Source organism: Nocardioides sp. dk884 (genome assembly GCF_009557055.1).
Taxonomy (GTDB): domain Bacteria; phylum Actinomycetota; class Actinomycetes; order Propionibacteriales; family Nocardioidaceae; genus Nocardioides.
On the sequence record NZ_CP045649.1, the window covers coordinates 1,469,163 to 1,490,376 of the forward strand.

Below are 21,214 nucleotides of genomic sequence, written 5' to 3' on the forward strand. Positions count from 1 at the left end.
TCAGACCCGCAGCCAGGCCAGCACGGCGCGGACCCGGCGGTGGTCGTCGGGCGCCGGCGGCAGGTCGAGCTTGGTGAAGATGCTGTTGATGTGCTTGGCCACGGCCTTGTCGGTGACGACCAGCCGCGCCGCGATCGCGGCGTTCGAGCGTCCCTCGGCCATCAGCGCCAGCACCTCCCGCTCCCGCGGGCTGAGCCGGTCGACGGGCTCGGGGCCGCGGCTCATCACCGAGGCGACCACCTCCGGGTCGAGGACGGTGCCGCCGGCCACCACCCGGCGCAGGCCGTCGACGAACTCCGCGACGTCGGCGACCCGGTCCTTGAGCAGGTAGCCGACCGCGCCCTCGCCGCTGGCCAGCAGCTCGCGGGCGTAGAGGTGCTCGACGTACTGGCTGAGCACCAGCACCGGGAAGCCGGGACGGGCGGCGCGCACCTCGATCGCGGCACGCAGGCCCTCGTCGGTGTGCGTCGGCGGCATCCGCACGTCGAGCACCGCGGCGTCGACGCCGGGGTCGCGCAGCGCGGCGCGCAGGTCCGCCTCGTTGTCGACGGCGGCTGCGACCGTGCAGCCGTGGATCTCGAGCAGCTGGGTCAGGCCGGCCCGGAGGAGGGCGTGGTCCTCGGCGAGGACAAGGCGCACGGGACCTCCACGGTGACGAGGGTCGGCCCGCCGGTCGGGCTCGCCACCGCCATTGTCCCGTCGAAGGCGCCCAGGCGCCGCATGACGCCGAGCATCCCGGTGCCGTGTCGCGGGTCCGCGCCGCCGACGCCGTCGTCGCCGACCTCGCCGCGCAGCACGCCGTCGGCGTGGGTGAGGCGCACCCAGGCGTGCTCGGCGCCGGCGTGCTTGACCACGTTGGCCAGGCACTCGGCCAGGGCGAAGTAGACGGCCGACTCGACCGGCGCCGGCGGGCGTCCCGCGAGCGAGGCGTCCACCCGCACCGGTACGGCGAGGTCCAGCGCGAGCGCCTCGACGGCACCGCCCAGCCCGCGGTCGGCGAGCACCGGCGGGTGGAGGCCGCGCAGCACCGCGCGCAGGTCGCCGATCGCGGCGACGCTGCTGGCCCGGGCGTCGGCCACCAGGCGCCGGGCCGCGTCGGGGTCGTCGGCGAACGTGGACTCCGCCATCCCGAGGTGCATCGACAGCGCGACCAGGCGGGCCTGGGTGCCGTCGTGCAGGTCGCGCTCGAGTCGGCGCAGCTCCGCCGCGGAGTGGTCGACGGCGTCGGCACGGGTCACGGTGAGCTCCTGGACGCGCTGCTCCAGCCGCTCGGTGTGCCCGACGCTGAGGAACCAGCGGTCGACGACCGACCGGGCGCGCATCAGCGGCTCCACGCCGAAGTACCAGAGCCCGCCGGTGACGACCAGCACCAGGAGCAGCACGACGAGCAGGGACAGCGCGAAGCCGAAGGTGGCCGTCCACAGCAGCCAGCCCAGGTCGCGCCAGGTCATCGGGTCGCGCGCCCATCCGAGCACGCGCGGCACCGGGCCGCGCTCGGCCGGGCGGTACTGCTCGGGGATGGCCGTGCCCAGGACTCGCTCGGCCATCCGGCGGTGCCGGTCGGCCAGCCAGCGGGTCGCCGGGATCGCCACCAGCAGCACCGGGATGCCGATCCACAGCAGGGCCAGCACGCCACCGAGGACCGAGGCGACCACGAGCAGCACCGCGGGGACGAAGCACGCCAGCTGCCACGCGGCGTACGACGTCAGGCGCAGCCGGCCCGCGTGGGCGGGACGGGCAGCGGCCGGCGAGGTGCTCACCCGCCCATCCTCGCGGGATCCGGTCGCCGGCGACAGTGGTGCTGGCACCACCGTGCGGCCGGGTGCCTGCGTTCCTGACCGGGACCCGCTCGCCTCGCCAGGCTGGCCGGAGGCCGGACCCCGTCGGCCCCGGACGCACCAGGAGCCCCGATGTCGCACCTCCTCACCGCCCTGCCCCTGCGGGCCGCACGCTGGAGCGCGAGCCATCCGTGGCGCGCCATCCTCGGCTGGCTGGCGCTGGTGGCCCTCGCCGTCGGCCTGGCCGCCGCGATCCCCACCCAGGAGACCACCTCCGCCGACTACCGGGTCGGCGAGTCCGGCCGGGCCGACGCGCTGGTCGAGGAGGCCGGTCTGGCCGACCCGGACGCCGAGCACGTGCTGATCACCACCACGGGCGGCGGTGCCCTCGACCGCGCCGAGGCGGGCGCGGCCGGGACGGCGCTGGCCGAGCGGCTCGGTGACGTCGACGGCGTGGCGGGGGTCGCGCCCCCGCAGTGGAGCGGGCCGGGGACGGCGGCGCTGGTCACGATCGCGCTCGACGAGGGTCACGACGACATCGAGGAGGTGACCGCGGCGACCGAGGCGGTCCAGCGCGACCATCGTGACCTCGAGCTGCGCCAGGGCGGCGACGTCAGCCTCGAGAAGGAGATCAACGACCGGGTCGCCGACGACCTCGCCTCGGCCGAGCTCACGAGCGTGCCGGTCACCCTGGTGCTGATGCTCCTCGCCTTCGGTGCCCTGGTCGCCGCCGGGCTGCCCGTGCTGCTCGCCGGGACCAGCGTCGCCGCGACCATCGGGGTGATGGCGCCGATCTCCCACCTGGTGCCGACCGAGCCGACCGTCGGGAGCATGGTCGTGCTGATCGGCATGGCGGTCGGTGTCGACTACTCGCTGTTCTACCTCAAGCGTGAGCGCGAGGAGCGGGCCGCGGGACGCGGCACCCGCGACGCCATCGAGATCGCCGCCGAGACCTCGGGGCATTCGATCCTGGTCTCCGGCGGCGCCGTCATCGCCTCCCTGGGGGCGCTCTACGTGATGGGGGATCCCACCTTCAACTCGCTGGCGACGGGGGCGATCGTCGTGGTCGCGGTCGCCGTGCTCGGCTCGATCACCGTGCTCCCGGCGCTGCTGGCCACGCTCGGACGCTGGGTGGACCGGCCCCGGGTCCCGCTGCTGTGGCGCCTCAACGCGCGCATCGGGCGCGGCGGCATCAGCAGCCGGCTGCTCGCCCCGGTGCTGCGCCACCCGCTGGCCGCGCTGCTCGCCTCGAGCCTGGTGGTCCTCGCCCTGGCGGTGCCGGCGCTGGGCATGAAGACCGCGCACGCCGACCTCGACACCCTGCCGGCCGACCTCCCCGCGGTGGCGACGACGAAGGCGATCGCCGCGGAGTTCCCCACCGAGGGCGCCTCGGCGCGGGTGGTGGTCAGCACCGCCGGTGACGAGGCGAGCGCGAGGCGTGCGCTCGAGCGGCTCGGCCGGACCGCCCTGGCCGGTGGCGACTTCACCGGGGCCGGCGAGGTCGAGACCTCCGCGGACGGTCGCACCTCGACCCTCGAGCTCGGGATGGACTGGTCCGAGACCGACCCGCGGGCGGCGCAGGCCGTGCGCACGCTGCGCGCGGACCTGGTGCCCGAAGCCCTCGACGGCATCGAGGGCGAGCGCGCCGTGGGCGGCGGGGTCGCCGAGGCGCTGGACTACGACGAGGACCAGCGCCTCGCCCTGCCCCTGGTGATCGGAACGGTGCTGCTCCTCACGATGCTGATGATGTACGCCGCGTTCCGCAGCGTGCCGATCGCGCTGCTCTCCACCGTGCTCAACCTGGCCTCGGTCGGGGTCGCGTTCGGGGTGCTGGCACTGGTCTTCCAGCACGGCTGGGGCAGCGGCGCCCTCGACGTCACCACCCCCGGCTTCGTGATCCACTGGATCCCGCTGTTCGTGCTCGTGGTGCTGGTGGGCCTGTCGATGGACTACCACGTGTTCGTGGTGAGCCGGATCCGCGAGCACGTCGCCCGCGGGCTGCCCACCCGCCTCGCGGTCGAGCGCGGGATCGCCGACACCGCCGGCGTGGTCACCAGCGCGGCCGCGGTCATGGTCTCGGTGTTCTCGATCTTCGCGACCTTGAGCATGCTGGAGATGAAGATGATGGGCGTGGGCCTGGCCGCCGCGATCCTGCTCGACGCCACGCTGGTGCGCCTGGTGCTGCTGCCCGCCGCGCTGGTGCTGCTGGGGGAGCGGGCCTGGTGGCCGCGCCGGCCCCGCCGCCCGGTCGGTGAGCAGGTCGTCGAGCAGGACCCGGCGTACGCTCTGCAGGGCCGGTGAGCACGCTGCTCGCCCCGCCGCCCGCGTTTTGGGCGGGTGTCGCGCCGCGCGCTAGTCTGATGCGGTTGTCCGGGGCCTCGTGCGCCGGCCGACACCAATCCATTGCTGAGTCATCTGCCGTGCAACGGCCGCGGATCCAGAGTGCCCGGGAGAACAGGCCCCGGCGCGCCGCGCAGCGAGAGTGCCCTGGAAGGGGCGGAGGGGAGCCCGCATGTCGATCGGTACCGACGCGGAGACCAAGAAGAAGATCATCGCCGAGTACGCCCTGACCGAGGGTGACACCGGTTCGCCCGAGGTGCAGATCGCGCTGCTGAGCCACCGCATCTCGCACCTCACCGAGCACCTCAAGCAGCACAAGCACGACCACCACAGCCGTCGTGGTCTGCTGCTGCTGGTCGGTCAGCGCCGTCGCCTGCTGAACTACCTGCAGAAGACCGAGATCGCCCGTTACCGGTCGATCGTCGAGCGCCTCGGCCTGCGTCGCTGACGCTTGGTCCTCGCGGGCGGGGCGGCCGCTCCTCGAGAGCGGCCGCCCTGCTCCATTTCCGGGCCGGCGTTCGCTAGGCTCGCAAGCACAACTTCATAGCATCCACATCCAGGAGCGACCGCATCGTTTCGGCCCGGTCCTCGGTAGTGGCCTTCAGATCGTCTCGATCTGCGGGCCTCGATCGAAGACCGGCCCCTCGCACCAAGGCGAGGCCCCGGCGGGCACCTCGAGATCGAGATCCCCGCACCCCCACCGGGACGACGCGGAGCTCCGCGCACAGAACAAGGACAAACCCCTTGACTGAACCCGTCATCAGCGCCGTCGAGACCGTTCTCGACAACGGCAAGTACGGCACCCGCACCATCAAGTTCGAGACCGGGCTCCTCGCCCGCCAGGCCGCCGGTTCGGTGACCGCCTACCTCGACGACGACACGATGCTGCTCTCGGCGACCACCGCCGGCAAGCACCCGAAGGACCACTTCGACTTCTTCCCCCTGACGATCGACGTCGAGGAGCGGATGTACGCCGCGGGCAAGATCCCCGGCTCGTTCTTCCGCTCCGAGGGTCGCCCGGGCGAGGACGCGATCCTCACCTGCCGCCTGATCGACCGCCCGCTGCGCCCGACCTTCAAGAAGGGTCTGCGCAACGAGGTCCAGGTCGTCATCACGGTCATGGCGCTCAACCCCGACGCGCCGTACGACGTGCTCGCGATCAACGCCGCGTCGCTGTCCACCCAGCTCTCCGGTCTGCCGTTCTCCGGCCCGGTCGGCGGCGTGCGCGTCGCGCTCATCGAGGGCCAGTGGGTCGCGTTCCCGACCCACAGCCAGCTCGAGGACGCCGTCTTCGACATGGTCGTGGCCGGCCGTGTCACCGACACCGGCGACGTCGCGATCATGATGGTCGAGGCGGAGGCCACCGAGACCACCTTCGACAAGGTCCAGAACGGTGCCCAGGCGCCGACCGAGGAGGTCGTGGCCTCGGGCCTCGACGCCGCGAAGCCCTTCATCAAGCAGCTCTGCGAGGCGCAGAGCGAGCTGGCGAACGTGGCCGCGAAGCCGGTCCAGGACTTCCCGGTCTTCCTCGACTACGAGGACGACGTCTTCGCTGCCGTCGAGTCCGCCGCCCGCGAGGACCTCGCCGCCGCGATGAAGATCGCCGACAAGGCCGAGCGCGAGGCGCGCACCGACGAGATCAAGGCCTCGCTCATCGAGCGCCTCGCCGCCCAGTTCGAGGGCCGCGAGAAGGAGATCGGCGCGGCGTTCCGCTCGCTGAACAAGCAGCTGGTCCGCGAGAGCATCCTGCGCGACAAGATCCGCATCGACGGCCGCGGCCTGGCCGACATCCGTCCGCTGCACGCCGAGGTCGGCGTGATCCCGCGCGTGCACGGCTCGGCGCTGTTCGAGCGTGGCGAGACCCAGATCCTGGGCGTCACCACCCTCGACATGCTCAAGATGGAGCAGCAGCTCGACACCCTCTCCCCGGAGAAGTCGCGCCGCTACATGCACAAGTACGTCTTCCCGCCGTTCTCGACCGGTGAGACCGGCCGGGTCGGCTCCCCGAAGCGTCGCGAGGTCGGCCACGGCGCCCTGGCGCGCCGCGCGCTCCTGCCGGTGCTCCCGGACCGCGAGGTCTTCCCCTACGCGATCCGCCAGCTCTCCGAGGCGATGGGCTCCAACGGCTCCACCTCGATGGGCTCGGTCTGCGCCTCGACCCTCTCGCTGCTCCAGGCCGGTGTGCCGCTGAAGGCCTCCGTCGCGGGCATCGCGATGGGCCTGGTCTCCGGTGAGATCGACGGCCAGACGCAGTACGTCGCGCTGACCGACATCCTCGGTGCCGAGGACGCGTTCGGCGACATGGACTTCAAGGTCGCCGGCACCCGCGAGTTCGTCACCGCGCTCCAGCTCGACACCAAGCTCGACGGCATCCCCGCCGAGGTCCTGGCCGCCGCGCTGACCCAGGCGCGCGACGCCCGCCACGTCATCCTCGACGTCATGGCCGAGGCCATCGACGCCCCCGAGGAGATGTCCTCCACCGCGCCGCGGATCATCAGCGTCAAGATCCCGGTCGACAAGATCGGCGAGGTCATCGGCCCGAAGGGCAAGGTGATCAACCAGATCCAGGACGACACCGGCGCCTCGATCTCCATCGAGGACGACGGCACCATCTACATCGGTGCCACCAACGGTGAGGCGGCCGACGCGGCCCGCTCGGCGATCAACGCGATCGCCAACCCGACGATGCCCGAGGTCGGCGAGCGCTACCTCGGCACCGTCGTGAAGACGACGAACTTCGGTGCGTTCGTCTCGCTCATGCCCGGCAAGGACGGCCTGCTGCACATCAGCAAGCTGCGCCCGCTCGCCGGTGGCAAGCGCGTCGAGACCGTCGAGGACGTCGTCTCCGTCGGTCAGAAGATCCAGGTCGAGATCGGCGAGATCGACGACCGCGGCAAGCTCTCCCTCATCCCCGTGGTCGAGGAGACCGCTGGCGAGGGCGAGACCGCGGAGCCGGCCGCCGAGGCGACCGAGGAGGCCTGACCTCCACGTGGCTGAAGCCAACACGACGACCGGCCCGCAGGCGACTGCGGGCCGGTCGTCCGGTTCCCGGGGCATGTCGCCCACGATCGTGTCCGGCGCCGAGCAGGAGCCGGGCACCACGATCACCGTCCAGACCGTCACCGACGCCGCCGGTCAGGTGACCTCCGAGATCCGTCGTACCGTCCTTCCGGGCGGGCTGCGGGTCATCAGCGAGCGCCTCGCCGGCGTGCGCTCCGCGAGCGTCGGCGTGTGGGTCGGGGTGGGCTCGCGCGATGAGTCCGCGACCCTCCACGGCTGCTCGCACTTCCTCGAGCACCTGCTCTTCAAGGGCACCAGCACGCGCTCCGCGCTCGACATCTCCATCGAGCTCGACGCGGTGGGCGGGGAGTTCAACGCCTTCACCGCCAAGGAGTACACCTGCTTCCACGCGCGGGTCCTCGACGAGGACCTGCCGCTGGCCGTCGACGTGCTCGGAGACATGATCACCGACTCGCTGATCACGCCGGAGGACGTCGAGGCCGAGCGCGACGTGATCCTCGACGAGATCGCCATGCACGACGACGACCCCGACGACGTGGTGCACAACCTCTTCGCCGAGCAGGCCTTCGGCGCCGACACGCCGTTGGGCCGGGGCATCGCCGGCACCATGGAGTCGATCGGTGCGCTTACCCGTGAGCAGATCCACGACTTCTACCGCGCCCACTACCGCCCGGCGACGATGGTCGTCTCGGTGGCCGGCAACGTCGACCACGACGCCCTGGTCGAGCAGGTCAGCGCCGCCTTCGGGCGCAACGACTTCCTCTCCGGCGACGAGCGCCCGGTCCCGCCGCGCGGTGCGAACGGCGCGGTGCCGGTGCACCCCGGCACGGCCAGCACCACCCGGCCCTTCGAGCAGGTCAACGTCGTGCTCGGCATGGCCGGCATCCGTCGCGACGACGAGCGCCGCTATGCGCTCGGGGTGCTCAACACCGCGCTCGGCGGCGGCACCTCGAGCCGGCTGTTCCAGGAGGTGCGCGAGCGCCGCGGACTGGCCTACTCGGTCTACTCCTTCGGCAGCCACCACGCCGACGCCGGACTGGTCGGGGTGTCGGTCGGCTGCCTGCCGGCCAAGCTCGACGACGTGCTCGCCGTGGTCCGCGCCGAGCTGGCCAAGGTGGCGGCCGACGGCATCACCGCCGAGGAGCTCGCCCGCGGCAAGGGCCAGCTGCGCGGCGGCCTGGTCCTCGGCCTGGAGGACTCCGGCTCGCGGATGTCGCGCCTGGGCAAGGGCGAGCTGGTCCACGACGAGCTGCTGAGCATCGACGAGGTGCTCGCGCGCATCGACGCGGTCAGCCTCGACGACGTGCGCGAGGTCGCGGCCGCCGTCTTCGGCGCACCGGAGATCCTCGCGGTGGTCGGCCCCGAGAGCGGGCCGGGCGCCACCGAGGAGCAGCACGCCTGACGTGGCAGTGGGTCGGGGTCAGCGCACCAGCACCACGACGGCGGCGCAGGCCCCGGCCCACAGCACGCTCGCGAAGGTGCCGATGATGAACCGCTCCGCGGCGCCGGTGCGGACGCCGTCCTCCGCCGCGCGCAGCTCGGGGTAGCGCCCGAACGCCTTGACGGCCAGCACCACCGCGATCCCTTCGGGCCAGCCGGCCACGAGCGAGGCGTAGACCGCCGCCCGCTCGAGCACCCCGATCCAGGTCCCGCCGCGCAGCACCGACCCGGCGCCCTGGGTGGTGGTCGTGGTCCCGTCGGCCCGCGGGCGGTCCACGAGCGCGAACAGGCGCGCGGTGACCGGCCGCCGCCCAGGACGGCGGCTGCGGCGCCCAGCACGACCAGCAGCGCGGTGGCGGCGCGAGCGCCGCTGTCGATGTCGGCAGGTGTCGCGGCCACCCCCGCCGCGGCGGCGAGCAGCAGCAGCGTCGCGGGGGTCCACACGTCGCGCCCGGTGCGGCTCCACGAGCACGCCGCCGCGACGGTGGTGGCGGCGAGCAGCGCGGTGACCAGCTGGCCCCAGTTCTCCGGACTCATGGGCCCATCCCAGCACCAGGCACCCTCAGCAGGGGAGTGGCGAGGTGGGTGACGAGCTCGCGGGCGCGCCGTCCCTCGGCGAGCCCGGCGGCCTGGGCGCGTTGGCTGACCGCCGACTGGCTGATGCCCAGGCGGCGCCCGATCTCCTCGTGGGTGAGGCCCTGGTCGGCGAGGTCCACGACGTCCCAGCCCCGCGGCGTACGACGGGCGAGGACGGCCGCCCACAGCCACAGCGCCGACTCCAGGTGCCGGGCGTCGTCGGTGTCACCGTGCACGCGCAGGTGCCACGGGCTGTTCTTGGCCCGTCCGACCGCTTCGCGGGCGTGGAGGTACGCCGGGCCCCGGCCGGCGCGCGCGTGGTCGGGCAGCGGCTCCTCGACCGTGCCGGCGCCCAGGCCGATGTGCCAGGTGTCGTCTCGCAGCAGCGGCTCGAGCACGAGAGCCACGTGCTCGGGGCGGTCCAGGACGCCCTGGACCTCATCGCCGGCCGTGCGCTCGAGGGGCCGCAGGAGAGGCACCCCGGCGGTGGCCTCCATCGCGCGGGGCACCAGGTCGGCGCCGGCGCGGCTGGAGCGCTGGTCGACGGTGAGCACGAGCACGGGCACCGGCACCTCCGGAGTGAGCGGGTCAGTTCCGAGGATGCATCAGGAAATTTCCTAATGTCAATGCCAGATAAGGGGAAAACCTTATCGACGGCCGATGATGCCGATGACCGCCGGGTTCTTCTGCTCCACGACCGAGACCCGGAAGCCGCCCTTCGCGAGCGCCGCCGACGCCTTCGACACCACCGTGGGCATCTGGTCGGGGAACTTCACCTCGAAGAACAAGAAGACAGCACCGCCGGGCAGCACGCGCTCGTGCAGCAGCGCGATCTCGTCGTCGCAGTCACGCACCCAGAACAGGTTGACGTTGAACGCGTAGACCTTGTTGAGCCGCTTGACCGGGACCCGCAGCGTGGCCAGGTCGATCTGGCGCACCGTCAGTCGGCCGGCCTCCACGAAGCGCGCACAGCGTCGCTTCGTGCGGTCCACGCCAGACTCGGACCGGTCGATCGCGAAGAGCTTGCCGGTGGTCAGCCGGGAGCAAATAGCCTCCGCTCCAGCCCCGGGTCCACAACCGATCTCCAGGACGTGGTCGGTCGGCTGGACATCCATGAACTCAACCGCCCACCGAATCCGCGCAGGGATCGTCTGCACCACCATGGGGTCAAGACTGCCAGAAGCCCAGACCTCGTGGTGCCACCCGGTCCCCAAGGTGCGCTGAGTCTCACACCGATCGGTCTCGCCGGACCCGTCCCGGACCGGTCCTGGGGCCCCGACGTCCTAGGCTGGCGACGTGGCTGAGACGAGGGTGTTGAAGGTCGGTGTCCTGGGCGCGCGGGGCAAGGTCGGCTCGGAGGTCTGCCGCGCGGTCGAGGCCGCCGCGGACCTGGAGCTGGTGGCAGCTGTCGACGCGGGCGACCCGCTGGAGACGCTGGTCTCCGCAGGCGCGGAGGCGGTCGTCGACTTCACCCACCCCGACGTCGTCATGGACAACCTGCGGTTCTGCGTCGAGCAGGGCATCCACGCCGTCGTCGGCACCACCGGCTTCGACGACGAGCGGCTGGCGCGGCTCGGTGGCTGGCTGGAGGGCTCGCCCGGCACCGGTGTCCTGATCGCGCCGAACTTCTCCATCGGTGCGATCTTGATGATGCGCTTCGCCGCCGCGGCCGCCCCGTTCTATGAGTCGGTCGAGGTCGTCGAGCTGCACCACCCCGACAAGGCCGACGCCCCCAGCGGCACCGCCCGGCGCACGGCACAGCTGATCGCCGCCGCGCGTCGCGAGGCCGGCTGCGACCCGGTCCCCGACGCGACCTCGACCGCGCTCGATGGCGCGCGGGGCGCCGACGTGGACGGCATCCGCGTCCACGGCCTGCGCATCCGCGGCATGGTCGCCCACCAGGAGGTCGTGCTGGGCGGGGTGGGGGAGACCCTCACCATCCGCCACGACTCGATGGACCGTGCCTCGTTCACCCCCGGCGTGCTGACCGGGCTGCGCACGATCGCCGACCGGCCCGGCCTCACCGTCGGCCTCGAGCACTTCCTCGACCTGGACTGACGCGCCCAGCGCTCAGCCCAGGGCGCGAAGCGCCGCGGCGAGCAACGCCGAGCCGAAGACCACCACCAGGAACGGCGCCCGCAGCACCAGCAGCACCGCCGCCGCGGCGAGCGCCGCCAGCCGCGCGTCCACCACCAGCTCGCTGCCGCTGGCCGCGACCTGGACGGCGATCAGGGCGGCCAGCAGGGCGACCGGGATCAGGTCGGCCACGCGACGTACCAGCGGGTGCTCCAGGACCCGTGGCGGGACGCTGAGCCCGGCCAGCTTGAGCAGGTAGCACCCGGCCGCGGCGAGGAGCACCGCGAGCCAGGTCACGACGCCGCCTCGGGGCGCTCGGGGCGGCGCAGCAGGCCGGCGAGCACCGCGACCGCGCCCGCGGCCAGCACCGGTACGCCGGCGGGCGTGAGCGGCACCGCGCCCAGCGCGACCGCCGCGGCGAGCACCGCGACCACCCGGTGGTGCCAGGAGTCCAGGCGCGGCCACAGCAGCGCCAGGAACGCGGCGCCCACCGCGGCGTCGAGGCCGTAGGTCGCGGGGTCGCCGATGGCCGTGCCGGCGAGCGCACCGAGGAGCGTGAAGAGGTTCCACAGCACGAAGATCGAGACACCGGTCGTCAGGAACCCCAGCCGGGCTGCCGGCACCGAGTCGCGCCCGACGCTCATCGCCGTGGACTCATCGATCAGCAGGTGCGCCCCCAGGGCGCGTCGCCAGCCCCGCCAGCGCAGCAACGGGCCCACCTTGAGCCCGTAGAGGGTGTTGCGGGTGCCGAGCAGGAGCGCGGCGGCGGTGCCCGCCAGCGGCGCGCCACCGCCGGCGACGACGCCCACCAGCGCGAACTGCGAGGCGCCGGTGAAGACCAGCAGCGACAGCGCGCACGTCTGCCAGACGTCGAGCCCGGCCGCGACGGAGACGGCGCCGAAGGACACGCCGTACGCTCCGGTGGCGATGCCGACGCCGAGGCTGTCGCGCACGATCGCGGTGCGCTCCGGGGCCGGCAACGTCGGGTCGGACCTGGACACGCCGGGACCCTAACCGGTGGGCTCGGAGGCCTCGTGGGACGGGTGGCCGCAGGCGGCCGGGGCGCTCAGTGGCGGCGGGTGCGGGCCTGACGGGGGCGACGCGGCGCGTGCGGGTCGTGCAGGAGCCGGTGCGCGACGCCGACGCCGGTGAGTGCGCCGAGCACGGCGCCCCACGTGGTGGGAAGCGGTGTGGCCAGGGCGCTCCAGGCGCCGACCGTCGTGAGCGCCAGGATCACCACGGTGGCCACGACGAGCTGGTGCAGACGGGGCAGCGGGCCGAGCATGCGGGGGTCCTCTCTCCGGTGCGCGCGTACGGCGCGCCCCTCCATGGTGACGCATGTCACCACCCGAGCAAGACCTGAATGGGTGAAGTCGCCGCAGCGGCGTCTCCGGAGCTCAGGCCAGGGCGGTGTGCAGGCGCACCTGACGCACCCGGGTGACGCCGTCACCCTCGAGGTCGAGCTCGCGGTGTGCGCCGTCCGGCGCCCAGCCGGCGGAGGTGAGGAACGTGCGCAGGGTGTCGTCGACCGAGACCGCCCAGAGCACCGACCGGGTGAAGCGGTCCGCGCGCATGGTGTCGACGGCCGCTTGGAGCAGCCGCGAGCCGTGTCCGGCGCCGCGGTGTGCCGGGTCCACGGTCAGCTCCGCGAGCTCGGCGTCCGCGACCGGGTCGCAGTCGGGATCGCTCGCCGGGCCGGTGACCGCGAAGCCCACCACCTGGGCGCGCTCCAGCGCGACCAGCACCCGGTGGCGCGCGTCTCCCGGCTTGGCGAAGGCGGCCTGCCAGGCCTCGGTCGCGGCGGCCTCGGCCTCGGGGCCGCTGGGGAAGGCCTCCGGTGGGACCAGGCCGGCGTAGGTCTGCGGCCAGGTGCGCAGCTGCAGGCGCGCGACGGCCGGGGCGTCGTCGGCCCAGGCGACCCGCACGGACACGTCTGCGGTGGGGGAGCTCATGGCCTCATCCTTGCAGTCGCCGCCCGCGACCGCGTCGATCCCGCGCACGCGTTCGGGGTGCTGGCTATGGTCGGCCCATGGAGTTTCGCAACCTCGGCGCGAGTGGTCTGAAGGTCTCGGCCATCTCGTACGGCAACTGGCTCACCCACGGCTCCCAGGTCGAGGAGGACGCCGCGCTCGCCTGCGTGCGCCGCGCCCTCGACGAGGGCATCACGACGTTCGACACCGCGGACGTCTATGCCAACACCGCTGCCGAGAGCGTGCTCGGCAAGGCCCTGGTCGGTGAGCGCCGCGAGAGCCTGGTGGTCTGCACCAAGGTCTACTGGCCCACCGGTCCGGGCGGGCCGAACGACCACGGCCTCTCGCGCAAGCACATCGCGGAGGCCATCGACGGCTCGCTGCGCCGCCTCGGCACCGACCACGTCGACCTCTACCAGGCGCACCGCTACGACCACGAGACGCCGCTGGAGGAGACGATGCTCGCCTTCGCCGACATCGTGCGCGCGGGCAAGGCGCTCTACATCGGGGTCTCGGAGTGGCGCGCGGAGGAGATCCGCGCCGCCGCCGAGCTGGCGCGCGAGCTGCGGGTGCCGCTGGTCTCCAACCAGCCGCAGTACAGCATGCTGTGGCGCGTCATCGAGGAGGAGGTCGTGCCGGCCAGCGTCGAGGCCGGGATGGGCCAGATCGTGTGGTCGCCGATCGCCCAGGGCGTGCTCACCGGCAAGTACCTCCCCGGCGAGCAGCCGCCGTCCGGCTCACGCGCCACCGACGACAAGGGCGGCGCCGACATGATCAGCCGCTGGATGCGCGACGACGTGCTCGAGCGGGTGCAGCTGCTGCGCCCGATCGCTGCGGACGCCGGCCTCACGATGGCCCAGCTCGCGGTCGCGTGGGTGCTGCAGAACCCGCACGTCTCCAGCGCGATCATCGGGGCCAGCCGTCCCGAGCAGGTCAGCGACAACGTCAAGGCCGCCGGTGTGCGCCTGGACGCCGACCTGATGCGCTCCATCGACGAGGTGCTGGTCGGCGTGGTCGAGCGCGACCCCGCGCGGACCCAGTCGCCTCCGCAGCGGGACTTCTAGGCCCCCACGGGGTCGGGCCGGGTGGCCGCGCGGGCCTGGGCGCGCGCCAGCCGCACCGCGCCGTACGTCGAGACGAGCAGGCCGGCGACGACCGCCCAGCCCCACCCCTCCCGGACGCCGTCGCCGAGCGCGAGGATGCCGACGGCGGCCGGGATGAAGGTCTGCCCCACGATCATCGGCGCCGAGGCGGCGGCGACCGCGCCACCGCTCATCGCGCGGGAGTACACCCAGAACGCCACCAGGCTCAGCGACGGGACGGCCAGCGCGCACAGGACCGCAGGCCCGTCGAGGGGGAGCCCCACCCCGCGGACGGCGAGCGCGGACCCGGCGTACCCGAGGCCCGCCAGCGCGCCCAGACCTAGCCCGCCCAGACCCAGACCGCCCAGACCTGGCCCGCCCAGACCCCCGGCGAGCCGGCGCCGCTCCCGGGAGACGGTCGCGAGCGTGAGCACGCTGAGCACCACGAGGCCGGCCCACAGCCCGCCCGCGAGCCACCAGCTGGAGACCGCGTCGCCGGCGCTCCCGGAGCCGGCCGCCAGCAGCACGAGCCCCGCGCTGACCAGCCCGACCGAGCCCCACTGGCTCGCGTCCAGGCGCTCGGCGACGCGGCGCGAGGCCAGGGCCGTCACCGGCAGCGACATCGCCACGGTCGCCTGGGCCAGATAGAGCGGGAGCAGCCAGATCGCCACCGCGTGCAGCACGAACCCGACGAGGTAGCAGACCAGCACCACCCAGATCCAGGCGTCGCGCACGGCATGCCGGACGAACTCCACGAGCGTGTCCAGCCGGAAGCCGCTGCGGCGTACGGCGTGGGCCTGCGCGACCGCCGCGAGACCGAAGACCACGGCGCTGCCCAGGCCGGCCGACAGGCCGAGGACCTGGTCGGCACTCATGAGGGCCCCCGGTCAGCGGTAGGTGTCGGGGAGGCGCTGGCCGATCTTGACCTGCGACTTGGGCAGGCGCATGAACTTCATCTGCAGGGCGCGGGTGATCGCGTAGTACGTCGTGCCCTTGTGGGTCTCGTTCGGGAAGCGCGCGTCGAGCTCGCGACGCAGCCGCAGGCGCAGGAAGACCATGTCGAGCACGATCAGCACGATCGTGGCCATCAGCACCAGGCTGCTCAGGTTGGCCATGGCGGGGTTGCCGGAGTAGCCGAGGATCATCGAGACGATCAGCAGCGGGATCATCAGCTCGATGAAGGAGAAGCGGCTGTCGACGAAGTCGCGCACGAACCGACGCTCCGGGCCCTTGTCACGCGGCATGAAGTAGCGCTCGTCGCCGGTCTTCATGGCCTGGCGGACCTGCTGGCTGGAGGTCGCGCGGGCCTCGCGCTGGGCGCGGGCCTGCTCCTTGCGGGTGCGCGGCGCGGCCTTGGCACGCGCACGCGCGGCGGCCTCGGCCTCCTTGCGCGACGGCGTCGGACGACCCTTGCCCCCGGGCTTGGTCGCGACGGGCTCCGGGGTGACGGTGACGGTCTTGGTACGACGGAACAACGCGGGCCTTCTCGCTGAGGGCGTCCTGCTGCGGACGTGCGGGTGTGCGGAACGCCGCCACTCTACCGGCGTACTGGAGGTGAGGCCGCCGCACGGTTGGTCACGGTGCCCTAGAGTGAGACGAGACCTGCAGCACAGAACGTTTCGTCCGAGAGGGACCGCACCACATGAGCATCATGAAGCGCATGAGCCTGATCTTCCGGTCAAAGGCCAACAAGGCCCTCGACCGGGCCGAGGACCCTCGCGAGACCCTCGACTACAGCTATCAGCGCCAGCTGGACCTGCTGGCCAAGGTGCGCCGCGGTGTCGCCGACGTGGCGACCAGCCGCAAGCGCGTCGAGCTCCAGGTCAACCAGCTCGAGCAGCAGGCGACCAAGCTGACCGGCCAGGCCGAGAAGGCGATCCAGATGGGTCGCGAGGACCTCGCCCGCGAGGCCCTGACCCGCAAGTCCGCCCTCGCCGGGCAGATCAGCGACCTGCAGGGACAGCACGCCAACCTGATGGCCGAGGAGGAGAAGCTCACCCTCGCCCAGCAGCGCCTCCAGGCGAAGGTCGAGGCCTTCCGCACCCGCAAGGAGACCATCAAGGCCACCTACACCGCGGCCGAGGCGCAGACCAAGATCGGCGAGGCCGTCTCTGGCATCAGCGAGGAGATGGGCGACGTCGGCCTGGCGATCCAGCGTGCCGAGGACAAGACCGCCAACATGCAGGCCCGCGCCGGCGCCATCGACGAGCTGATCGCCTCCGGCGCGCTCGACGACGCGAGCTCGCTGAGCCGTGGCGACGACATCAGCCGCGAGCTCGAGGCGATGAGCTCGCAGTCCGACGTCGAGGCCGAGCTGGCCCGGCTCAAGGGCCTCGGCGCCCCCAGCCAGCCCGACGCCATCGAGAGCGGCGACGTGCTCTCGCCCGAGCAGCAGAAGCAGGCCGAGCCGCGCGAGGGCCAGGCATGATCGTCCGGATCCTGGGTGAGGGGCAGTTCGACCTGACCGAGGCCGACATCGACCACCTCAACACCCTCGACTCGGCCGTCGAGGCCGCCGTCGAGGCGGGCGACCAGGCGGCTTTCGAGCCCGCCCTCGCCGCGCTGCTGAACGCCGTACGCGCCCACGGGGGCGTGCACGACCCGGCTGCCCTGGACTCCTCGGACCTGATCCTGCCGCCCTCGGACGCCACGATCGAGGAGGTCCGCGCGATGCTCGGCGAAGAGGGCCTGCTGCCCGGCTGAGCACCTGGACCGCTCTGCGGTCCGCACAGCAGTCGCTGAAGGGCGCGTCCACCGGACGCGTCCTTCAGCAGTTTCTTGGGTGTGACAGGGACAATGTGGCCATGGCACACAGCCGCTTCCTCCCCGACCGTGGGCTCACCGCTCGCATGACCCTCGTGCTCTTCCTCCTGGGTCTCCTCTTCGTCGCCTTCGTGGCCGCCGTGATGGGTGTCTTCGCCCAGGCCGGCAGCCCCGGGATCGGCCTGCTGATCGGCCTCGCCGGTCTCGGGATCGTCTGGTACCAGTGGTACTCCTCCGACACGGTCGCGATGAAGGCGATGCGGGCGCGGGAGGTCACTCCGCAGCAGGCGCCGGAGCTGCACGGCATGATCGACCGGCTCTGCGCGATGGCCGACATGCCCAAGCCCCGCGTCGGGATCTCCGACAGCCCGATCCCCAACGCCTTCGCCACCGGCCGCTCGCCGCAGCGCTCGGCGGTGGTCGTCACCACGGGCATCCTGCACACGCTCACCACCGAGGAGCTGGAGGGCGTGCTCGCCCACGAGCTTTCCCACGTCGCCCACCGCGACGTCCTGGTCATGACCGCGGCCTCGTCGGCCGGCATCGTCGCCGGCATGCTCGCCCAGGGCTCGCAGTACGGCGCGATGTTCGGCGGCAACCGGCGCGACAACAACAACGGCCTGCCCATCTGGCTGCTGGTGCTGCTCGTCAGCATGGTGACCTACGCCGTGAGCTTCGTGCTGGTCAAGCTGCTCTCGCGCTACCGCGAGCTCTCCGCCGACCGCTCTGGCGCCTACCTGACGATGAACCCGCAGGCGCTCGCGTCGGCGCTGCAGAAGATCACCGGGGAGATGAACAGCATCCCGCAGAAGGACCTGCGCTCGGCGCAGTCGATGAACGCCTTCTTCATCGCCCCCGCCGTCCGCGGCGCCTCGCTGAAGACGCTCACCTCCACCCACCCGACCCTCGAGCAGCGCCTCGAGCAGCTCGCCCGGATTCAGGCCGACCTCGGCCGCCAGACGAACTGAGAGAGGCAGCACCCGTGGGATTCCTCGACGCCATCCTCGGCCGCACCAAGCCGAAGCAGGCCAACCTCGACTCGCTGTTCCTCGTGCCCGGCGCGGCGATCACCCTCGAGACCACCCTGGGCCTGCGCCCGACCGGCGACGGCTCGGTCTGCTACCGCGCGGCGAGCGGGCTGGCCTTCTCCCAGGTGCAGAAGGAGATCCTCGACCTGGTGCGCAGCACCGGCGAGGCGCCCGACGTGCGCGTCGTCCAGGACGGCTACGGCTACACCTGGGTCGAGGTCGACCGCGAGGAGGGCGCCGCGGTCGACGGCCTGTGCACCGCCCTGCACGCGGTGAACACGAGCCTCGAGGGACAGGGCTTCGGCCCCGGGCTGCTGTGCACGCTGATCGGCTTCGAGGACGGCGACGGGCGCCGGGTCGGGCTGGTCTACCTCTACAAGCAGGGCACCTTCTACCCGTTCGCGCCGGCCACGGGCGCGCGCGAGCAGCGCGACAACCTCCTCGAGCTGCAGGTGCGCGACGCCCTCGCCGGCGAGCTGCCCGTCGAGCAGGACCTCTCCCGCTGGCTCGCTGTCTGGGGCGCCCCCGGCCTCTGACCCAACCCCGTACGCCGACTCGGCGCCAATGGCGTGCCGAGTCGGCGCGTGTGGTGCGTCGAGTCGGCGCCAATGGCGGGGCGCGTCGCGCCTAGGAGCGCTTGACCACGCTCGACTTCAGCTGCATCGGCCCGAAGCCGTCGACCTTGCAGTCGATGTCGTGGTCGCCCACGCCCTGCACCAGGCGGATGTTCTTCACGCGCGTGCCGACCTTGATGGGCGTGGAGGAGCCCTTGACCTTGAGGTCCTTGACCACCGTGACGGTGTCGCCGTCGTGGAGCACGTTGCCGACCGCGTCGCGGATCTCGCGCTCACCCTCGGCGGCTCCGGGGTCCGCGGTGTCCGCGGGGGACCACTCGTGGGCGCACTCGGGGCACACCAGCAGGGCGCCGAGCTCGTAGGTGTACGCCGAGGCGCACGCCGGACAGGGAGGAAGCGCGTCGGACACCGCGATCAGGCCTGCGGCGCGGTGCGGCCGGGCAGCGCGAGCATCCGCTCCAGGGCGACCAGCGCCCAGCGCTCGGTCTCGGGGTCGACGGTGATCTGGTTGACGACCGTGCCCTCGACCAGCGACTCCAGCGCCCACACGAGGTGGGGCAGGTCGATGCGGTTCATCGTCGAGCAGTAGCAGACCGTCTTGTCCAGGAACGAGATGGACTTGTCGGGGTGAGCCTGCGCGAGCCGCTTGACCAGGTTGAGCTCGGTGCCGATGGCCCACGTCGAGCCGGCGGGCGCGGCCTCGATGGTGCGGATGATGAACTCGGTGGAGCCCACCAGGTCGGCGCGGGTGACGACCTCGTGCTGGCACTCGGGGTGCACGAGGATCTTGACGTCGGGGATCGTCGCGCGCAGTTCGTCGACGACCTCGGGGGAGAAGCGGCCGTGCACCGAGCAGTGGCCCTTCCACAGGATCATCCGCGCGTTGCGCAGCTCCTCCTGGGTCAGCCCGCCGTTCGGCTTGAACGGGTTCCACACGACGCAGTCCTCGAGGGACAGGCCGAGCTCGAGCACCGCGGTGTTGCGCCCGAGGTGCTGGTCGGGGAGGAACAGGATCTTAGCGTCCTCCTTCTGGGCGAAGGCCCAGTCGAGGGCGACCTCGGCGTTGCTGGAGGTGCACACGACGCCGCCGTTGCGACCGCAGAACGCCTTGATGTCGGCGCTGGAGTTCATGTAGGTCACCGGCACGACCTGGTCGGCCACACCGGCGTCGGCCAGCGCGTCCCAGGCGTCCTCGACCTGGGCGAGGCGGGCCATGTCGGCCATCGAGCAGCCGGCGGCGAGGTCGGGGAGGATCACCTGCTGCGCGGACGTGGTCAGGATGTCGGCGGACTCCGCCATGAAGTGCACACCGCAGAAGACGATGTACTCCGCGTCCGGACGCGCCGCCGCGTCGCGGGCGAGCTTGAAGGAGTCGCCGGTGACGTCGGCGAACGCGATGACCTCGTCGCGCTGGTAGTGGTGGCCGAGCACGAAGACCCGGTCGCCGAGCGCCTCCTTCGCCGCCCGGGCGCGGGCCACGAGGTCGGGGTCGGACGGCGACGGCAGGTCGCCGGGGCACTCGACCCCGCGCTCGGCAGCCAGGTCGGTGCCGCGGCCGAGGGGGAGCAGCGGGAGGTCGACGGTCGTCATGGGCCCATCCTATTCGGGCGCGCGGGGCCCGGGACCGTTTCGTCCCACGCCTCCGAGGCTCAGAGCAGCGTGCCGTGATGGACGTACGGCGTGGGCGGGCGCATCCCGCGCAGCGCCAGGTAGCCGCCCTGGCCGAGCTCGAGGCGCGCGGCCAGGCCGACGTCGAGGGCCCAGGTGTTCGCGGCGGTGAGGTGGCCCAGCCGCACCGGGCCGTCGCTCTCGGCCAGCGCGGCCCACAGCAGGCGCGCGGCGGTGCGGCGGTTGGTGGCGGCCAGCAGGCCCACCGACCCGCCCGGTTCGACGTAGACGTAGCCGGAGCCGGTGGTGGTGTCGGAGACCAGCAGCCGCTGCTCGCCCAGCAGCAGCTCGTGGTCGGGGCCGTGGCCGGCGCCGCGGGTGGCCCGGTCGACGGAGTCCATCAGGTCCACGTCGCCGGCCGAGCCGTCACGCACCTTCTCGATCACGGGGATCTCGGCCCGGTCGACGGTGCCGGTCAGGTGCATCTGCGGGTGCAGGGTGAACCCGGCCAGGCGGTAGCGCCGGGCGGCCTGCGGGTCGGCCATCGCGCTCACCATGCCCCGCAGGCAGGCGCGGCCGTGGTGCATCGCGGCCGCGAGCAGCTGGACCCCGGTCCCGCGGCCCTGGCGGCCCGGCAGCACGGCGTACGTCGCGAGGCACCAGGTGGTCTCGCGCACGAACGACGTCGCGAACCCGACCATCGTGTCGCCCTCCTCGGCGACCCAGCAGCCGCCGGGATCGGTGCGCAGCAGGTGGAGGGTGCGGCGCGCCCAGGACTCGCCGCGGTCGGCGGGGCGCGCCTGCGGCTCGGGAAGCGAGCGGGGGAGGTGGCGCCGCTCGACCTCCAGGAACGCCGCGGCGCTCAGCCGCTCGGCGGCCGGCACGTCCGCCGGCGTCATCGGCCGCACGATGACGGGATCGCCCTGCTCCACCATGCCTGGAACCCTAGGGTGAGCG

The 21,214-nt window shown here is 72.8% G+C and carries 24 protein-coding genes; 10 read left to right on the forward strand and 14 right to left on the reverse strand.

The features are described from left to right. Both GFH29_RS20455 and GFH29_RS07130 read right to left on the reverse strand, forming a co-directional pair. Nucleotides 1–639, reverse strand: coding sequence for a response regulator transcription factor (locus GFH29_RS20455; protein ID WP_194289582.1), 639 nt, complete (start codon nt 637–639; stop codon nt 1–3). Then, nucleotides 591–1,760, reverse strand: coding sequence for a sensor histidine kinase (locus GFH29_RS07130; protein ID WP_228387819.1), 1,170 nt, complete (start codon nt 1,758–1,760; stop codon nt 591–593). Before GFH29_RS07130 ends, GFH29_RS20455 begins: the two co-directional genes overlap by 49 nt. 150 nt (nt 1,761–1,910) lie before the next feature. Here GFH29_RS07130 and GFH29_RS07135 point away from each other — a divergent pair, with 150 nt between their 5' ends. From GFH29_RS07135 to GFH29_RS07150, 4 genes are all read left to right on the forward strand, one after another. Further along, the gene (locus GFH29_RS07135) at nt 1,911–4,079 is read left to right on the forward strand and encodes an MMPL family transporter (protein ID WP_153322687.1); all 2,169 of its coding nucleotides are present in this window, start codon (nt 1,911–1,913) and stop codon (nt 4,077–4,079) included. A gap of 211 nt (nt 4,080–4,290) precedes the next feature. Next, nucleotides 4,291–4,566, forward strand: coding sequence for a 30S ribosomal protein S15 (rpsO, locus tag GFH29_RS07140; RefSeq protein ID WP_153322688.1), 276 nt, complete (start codon nt 4,291–4,293; stop codon nt 4,564–4,566). Between the two features lie 296 nt (nt 4,567–4,862). Next, nucleotides 4,863–7,100 (forward strand): polyribonucleotide nucleotidyltransferase, encoded by a 2,238-nt coding sequence (locus tag GFH29_RS07145; RefSeq protein WP_153322689.1) that lies wholly within the window; start codon nt 4,863–4,865, stop codon nt 7,098–7,100. 73 nt (nt 7,101–7,173) lie between these two features. After that, complete coding sequence (locus GFH29_RS07150) at nt 7,174–8,541, forward strand: M16 family metallopeptidase (RefSeq protein ID WP_153322690.1); 1,368 nt, start codon at nt 7,174–7,176, stop codon at nt 8,539–8,541. An 18-nt stretch (nt 8,542–8,559) separates the two neighbouring features. Here GFH29_RS07150 and GFH29_RS20625 read toward each other — a convergent pair whose 3' ends face one another. From GFH29_RS20625 to GFH29_RS07165, 3 genes are all read right to left on the reverse strand, one after another. Further along, a complete protein-coding gene (locus GFH29_RS20625; RefSeq protein WP_228387820.1) occupies nt 8,560–8,856 on the reverse strand; it encodes a hypothetical protein in 297 nt (98 codons plus the stop codon). A gap of 256 nt (nt 8,857–9,112) precedes the next feature. Next, nucleotides 9,113–9,721, reverse strand: coding sequence for a sigma factor-like helix-turn-helix DNA-binding protein (locus tag GFH29_RS07160; RefSeq protein WP_153322691.1), 609 nt, complete (start codon nt 9,719–9,721; stop codon nt 9,113–9,115). Between the two features lie 81 nt (nt 9,722–9,802). After that, entirely contained in the window at nt 9,803–10,270 is a 468-nt protein-coding gene (locus GFH29_RS07165; RefSeq protein ID WP_228387821.1) for a class I SAM-dependent methyltransferase, read from the reverse strand. 196 nt (nt 10,271–10,466) lie between these two features. Between GFH29_RS07165 and dapB the strand changes: the two genes are divergently transcribed. Next, nucleotides 10,467–11,213: a 4-hydroxy-tetrahydrodipicolinate reductase gene (dapB, locus tag GFH29_RS07170; protein ID WP_153325683.1), complete on the forward strand. Its 747-nt coding sequence runs from the start codon at nt 10,467–10,469 to the stop codon at nt 11,211–11,213. A gap of 12 nt (nt 11,214–11,225) precedes the next feature. Here the strand turns inward: dapB and GFH29_RS07175 are convergent, their stop codons facing one another. The 4 genes from GFH29_RS07175 to GFH29_RS07190 form a co-directional block, all read right to left on the reverse strand. Then, complete coding sequence (locus tag GFH29_RS07175; RefSeq protein WP_153322693.1) at nt 11,226–11,528, reverse strand: AzlD domain-containing protein; 303 nt, start codon at nt 11,526–11,528, stop codon at nt 11,226–11,228. Beyond that, the gene (locus tag GFH29_RS07180; RefSeq protein WP_153322694.1) at nt 11,525–12,232 is read right to left on the reverse strand and encodes an AzlC family ABC transporter permease; all 708 of its coding nucleotides are present in this window, start codon (nt 12,230–12,232) and stop codon (nt 11,525–11,527) included. The genes GFH29_RS07175 and GFH29_RS07180 overlap by 4 nt, the downstream gene beginning before the upstream one ends. Nucleotides 12,233–12,297: 65 nt before the next feature. After that, nucleotides 12,298–12,516: a hypothetical protein gene (locus GFH29_RS07185; RefSeq protein ID WP_153322695.1), complete on the reverse strand. Its 219-nt coding sequence runs from the start codon at nt 12,514–12,516 to the stop codon at nt 12,298–12,300. Between the two features lie 112 nt (nt 12,517–12,628). Then, the gene (locus tag GFH29_RS07190) at nt 12,629–13,183 is read right to left on the reverse strand and encodes a GNAT family N-acetyltransferase (protein WP_153322696.1); all 555 of its coding nucleotides are present in this window, start codon (nt 13,181–13,183) and stop codon (nt 12,629–12,631) included. Nucleotides 13,184–13,260: 77 nt separating this feature from the next. Between GFH29_RS07190 and GFH29_RS07195 the strand changes: the two genes are divergently transcribed. Next, nucleotides 13,261–14,265 carry an aldo/keto reductase family protein gene (locus GFH29_RS07195; RefSeq protein WP_153322697.1) on the forward strand — a complete coding sequence of 335 codons (1,005 nt, stop codon included), beginning with the start codon at nt 13,261–13,263 and terminating at the stop codon, nt 14,263–14,265. Here the strand turns inward: GFH29_RS07195 and GFH29_RS07200 are convergent. Together GFH29_RS07200 and GFH29_RS07205 are read right to left on the reverse strand one after the other, a co-directional pair. Beyond that, nucleotides 14,262–15,158 (reverse strand): hypothetical protein, encoded by an 897-nt coding sequence (locus GFH29_RS07200; RefSeq protein WP_153322698.1) that lies wholly within the window; start codon nt 15,156–15,158, stop codon nt 14,262–14,264. The genes GFH29_RS07195 and GFH29_RS07200 overlap by 4 nt on opposite strands. 12 nt (nt 15,159–15,170) lie before the next feature. Further along, a complete protein-coding gene (locus tag GFH29_RS07205; RefSeq protein ID WP_153322699.1) occupies nt 15,171–15,758 on the reverse strand; it encodes a DUF3043 domain-containing protein in 588 nt (195 codons plus the stop codon). Between the two features lie 167 nt (nt 15,759–15,925). On the opposite strand from GFH29_RS07205, the gene GFH29_RS07210 reads away from it, so the two are divergent. The 4 genes from GFH29_RS07210 (at nt 15,926) to pspAB (ending at nt 18,610) form a co-directional block, all read left to right on the forward strand. Then, a complete protein-coding gene (locus GFH29_RS07210) occupies nt 15,926–16,711 on the forward strand; it encodes a PspA/IM30 family protein (protein ID WP_194289011.1) in 786 nt (261 codons plus the stop codon). Next, nucleotides 16,708–16,986 (forward strand): PspA-associated protein PspAA, encoded by a 279-nt coding sequence (pspAA, locus tag GFH29_RS07215; RefSeq protein ID WP_153322700.1) that lies wholly within the window; start codon nt 16,708–16,710, stop codon nt 16,984–16,986. Before GFH29_RS07210 ends, pspAA begins: the two co-directional genes overlap by 4 nt. A gap of 101 nt (nt 16,987–17,087) precedes the next feature. Beyond that, nucleotides 17,088–18,014, forward strand: coding sequence for a zinc metalloprotease HtpX (htpX, locus tag GFH29_RS07220; protein ID WP_153322701.1), 927 nt, complete (start codon nt 17,088–17,090; stop codon nt 18,012–18,014). A 14-nt stretch (nt 18,015–18,028) separates the two neighbouring features. Next, the gene (gene pspAB, locus GFH29_RS07225; RefSeq protein ID WP_153322702.1) at nt 18,029–18,610 is read left to right on the forward strand and encodes a PspA-associated protein PspAB; all 582 of its coding nucleotides are present in this window, start codon (nt 18,029–18,031) and stop codon (nt 18,608–18,610) included. Nucleotides 18,611–18,701: 91 nt separating this feature from the next. Here pspAB and GFH29_RS07230 read toward each other — a convergent pair whose 3' ends face one another. The 3 genes from GFH29_RS07230 to GFH29_RS07240 are packed head-to-tail and all read right to left on the reverse strand — an operon-like array spanning nt 18,702 to nt 21,192. After that, nucleotides 18,702–19,058 carry a zinc ribbon domain-containing protein YjdM gene (locus tag GFH29_RS07230; RefSeq protein WP_153322703.1) on the reverse strand — a complete coding sequence of 119 codons (357 nt, stop codon included), beginning with the start codon at nt 19,056–19,058 and terminating at the stop codon, nt 18,702–18,704. Nucleotides 19,059–19,063: 5 nt separating this feature from the next. After that, nucleotides 19,064–20,239: a quinolinate synthase NadA gene (gene nadA, locus GFH29_RS07235; protein ID WP_153322704.1), complete on the reverse strand. Its 1,176-nt coding sequence runs from the start codon at nt 20,237–20,239 to the stop codon at nt 19,064–19,066. A 59-nt stretch (nt 20,240–20,298) separates the two neighbouring features. Further along, nucleotides 20,299–21,192, reverse strand: a complete 894-nt coding sequence (locus tag GFH29_RS07240; RefSeq protein ID WP_153322705.1) for a GNAT family N-acetyltransferase — start codon at nt 21,190–21,192, stop codon at nt 20,299–20,301. Nucleotides 21,193–21,214: the final 22 nt, after the last annotated feature.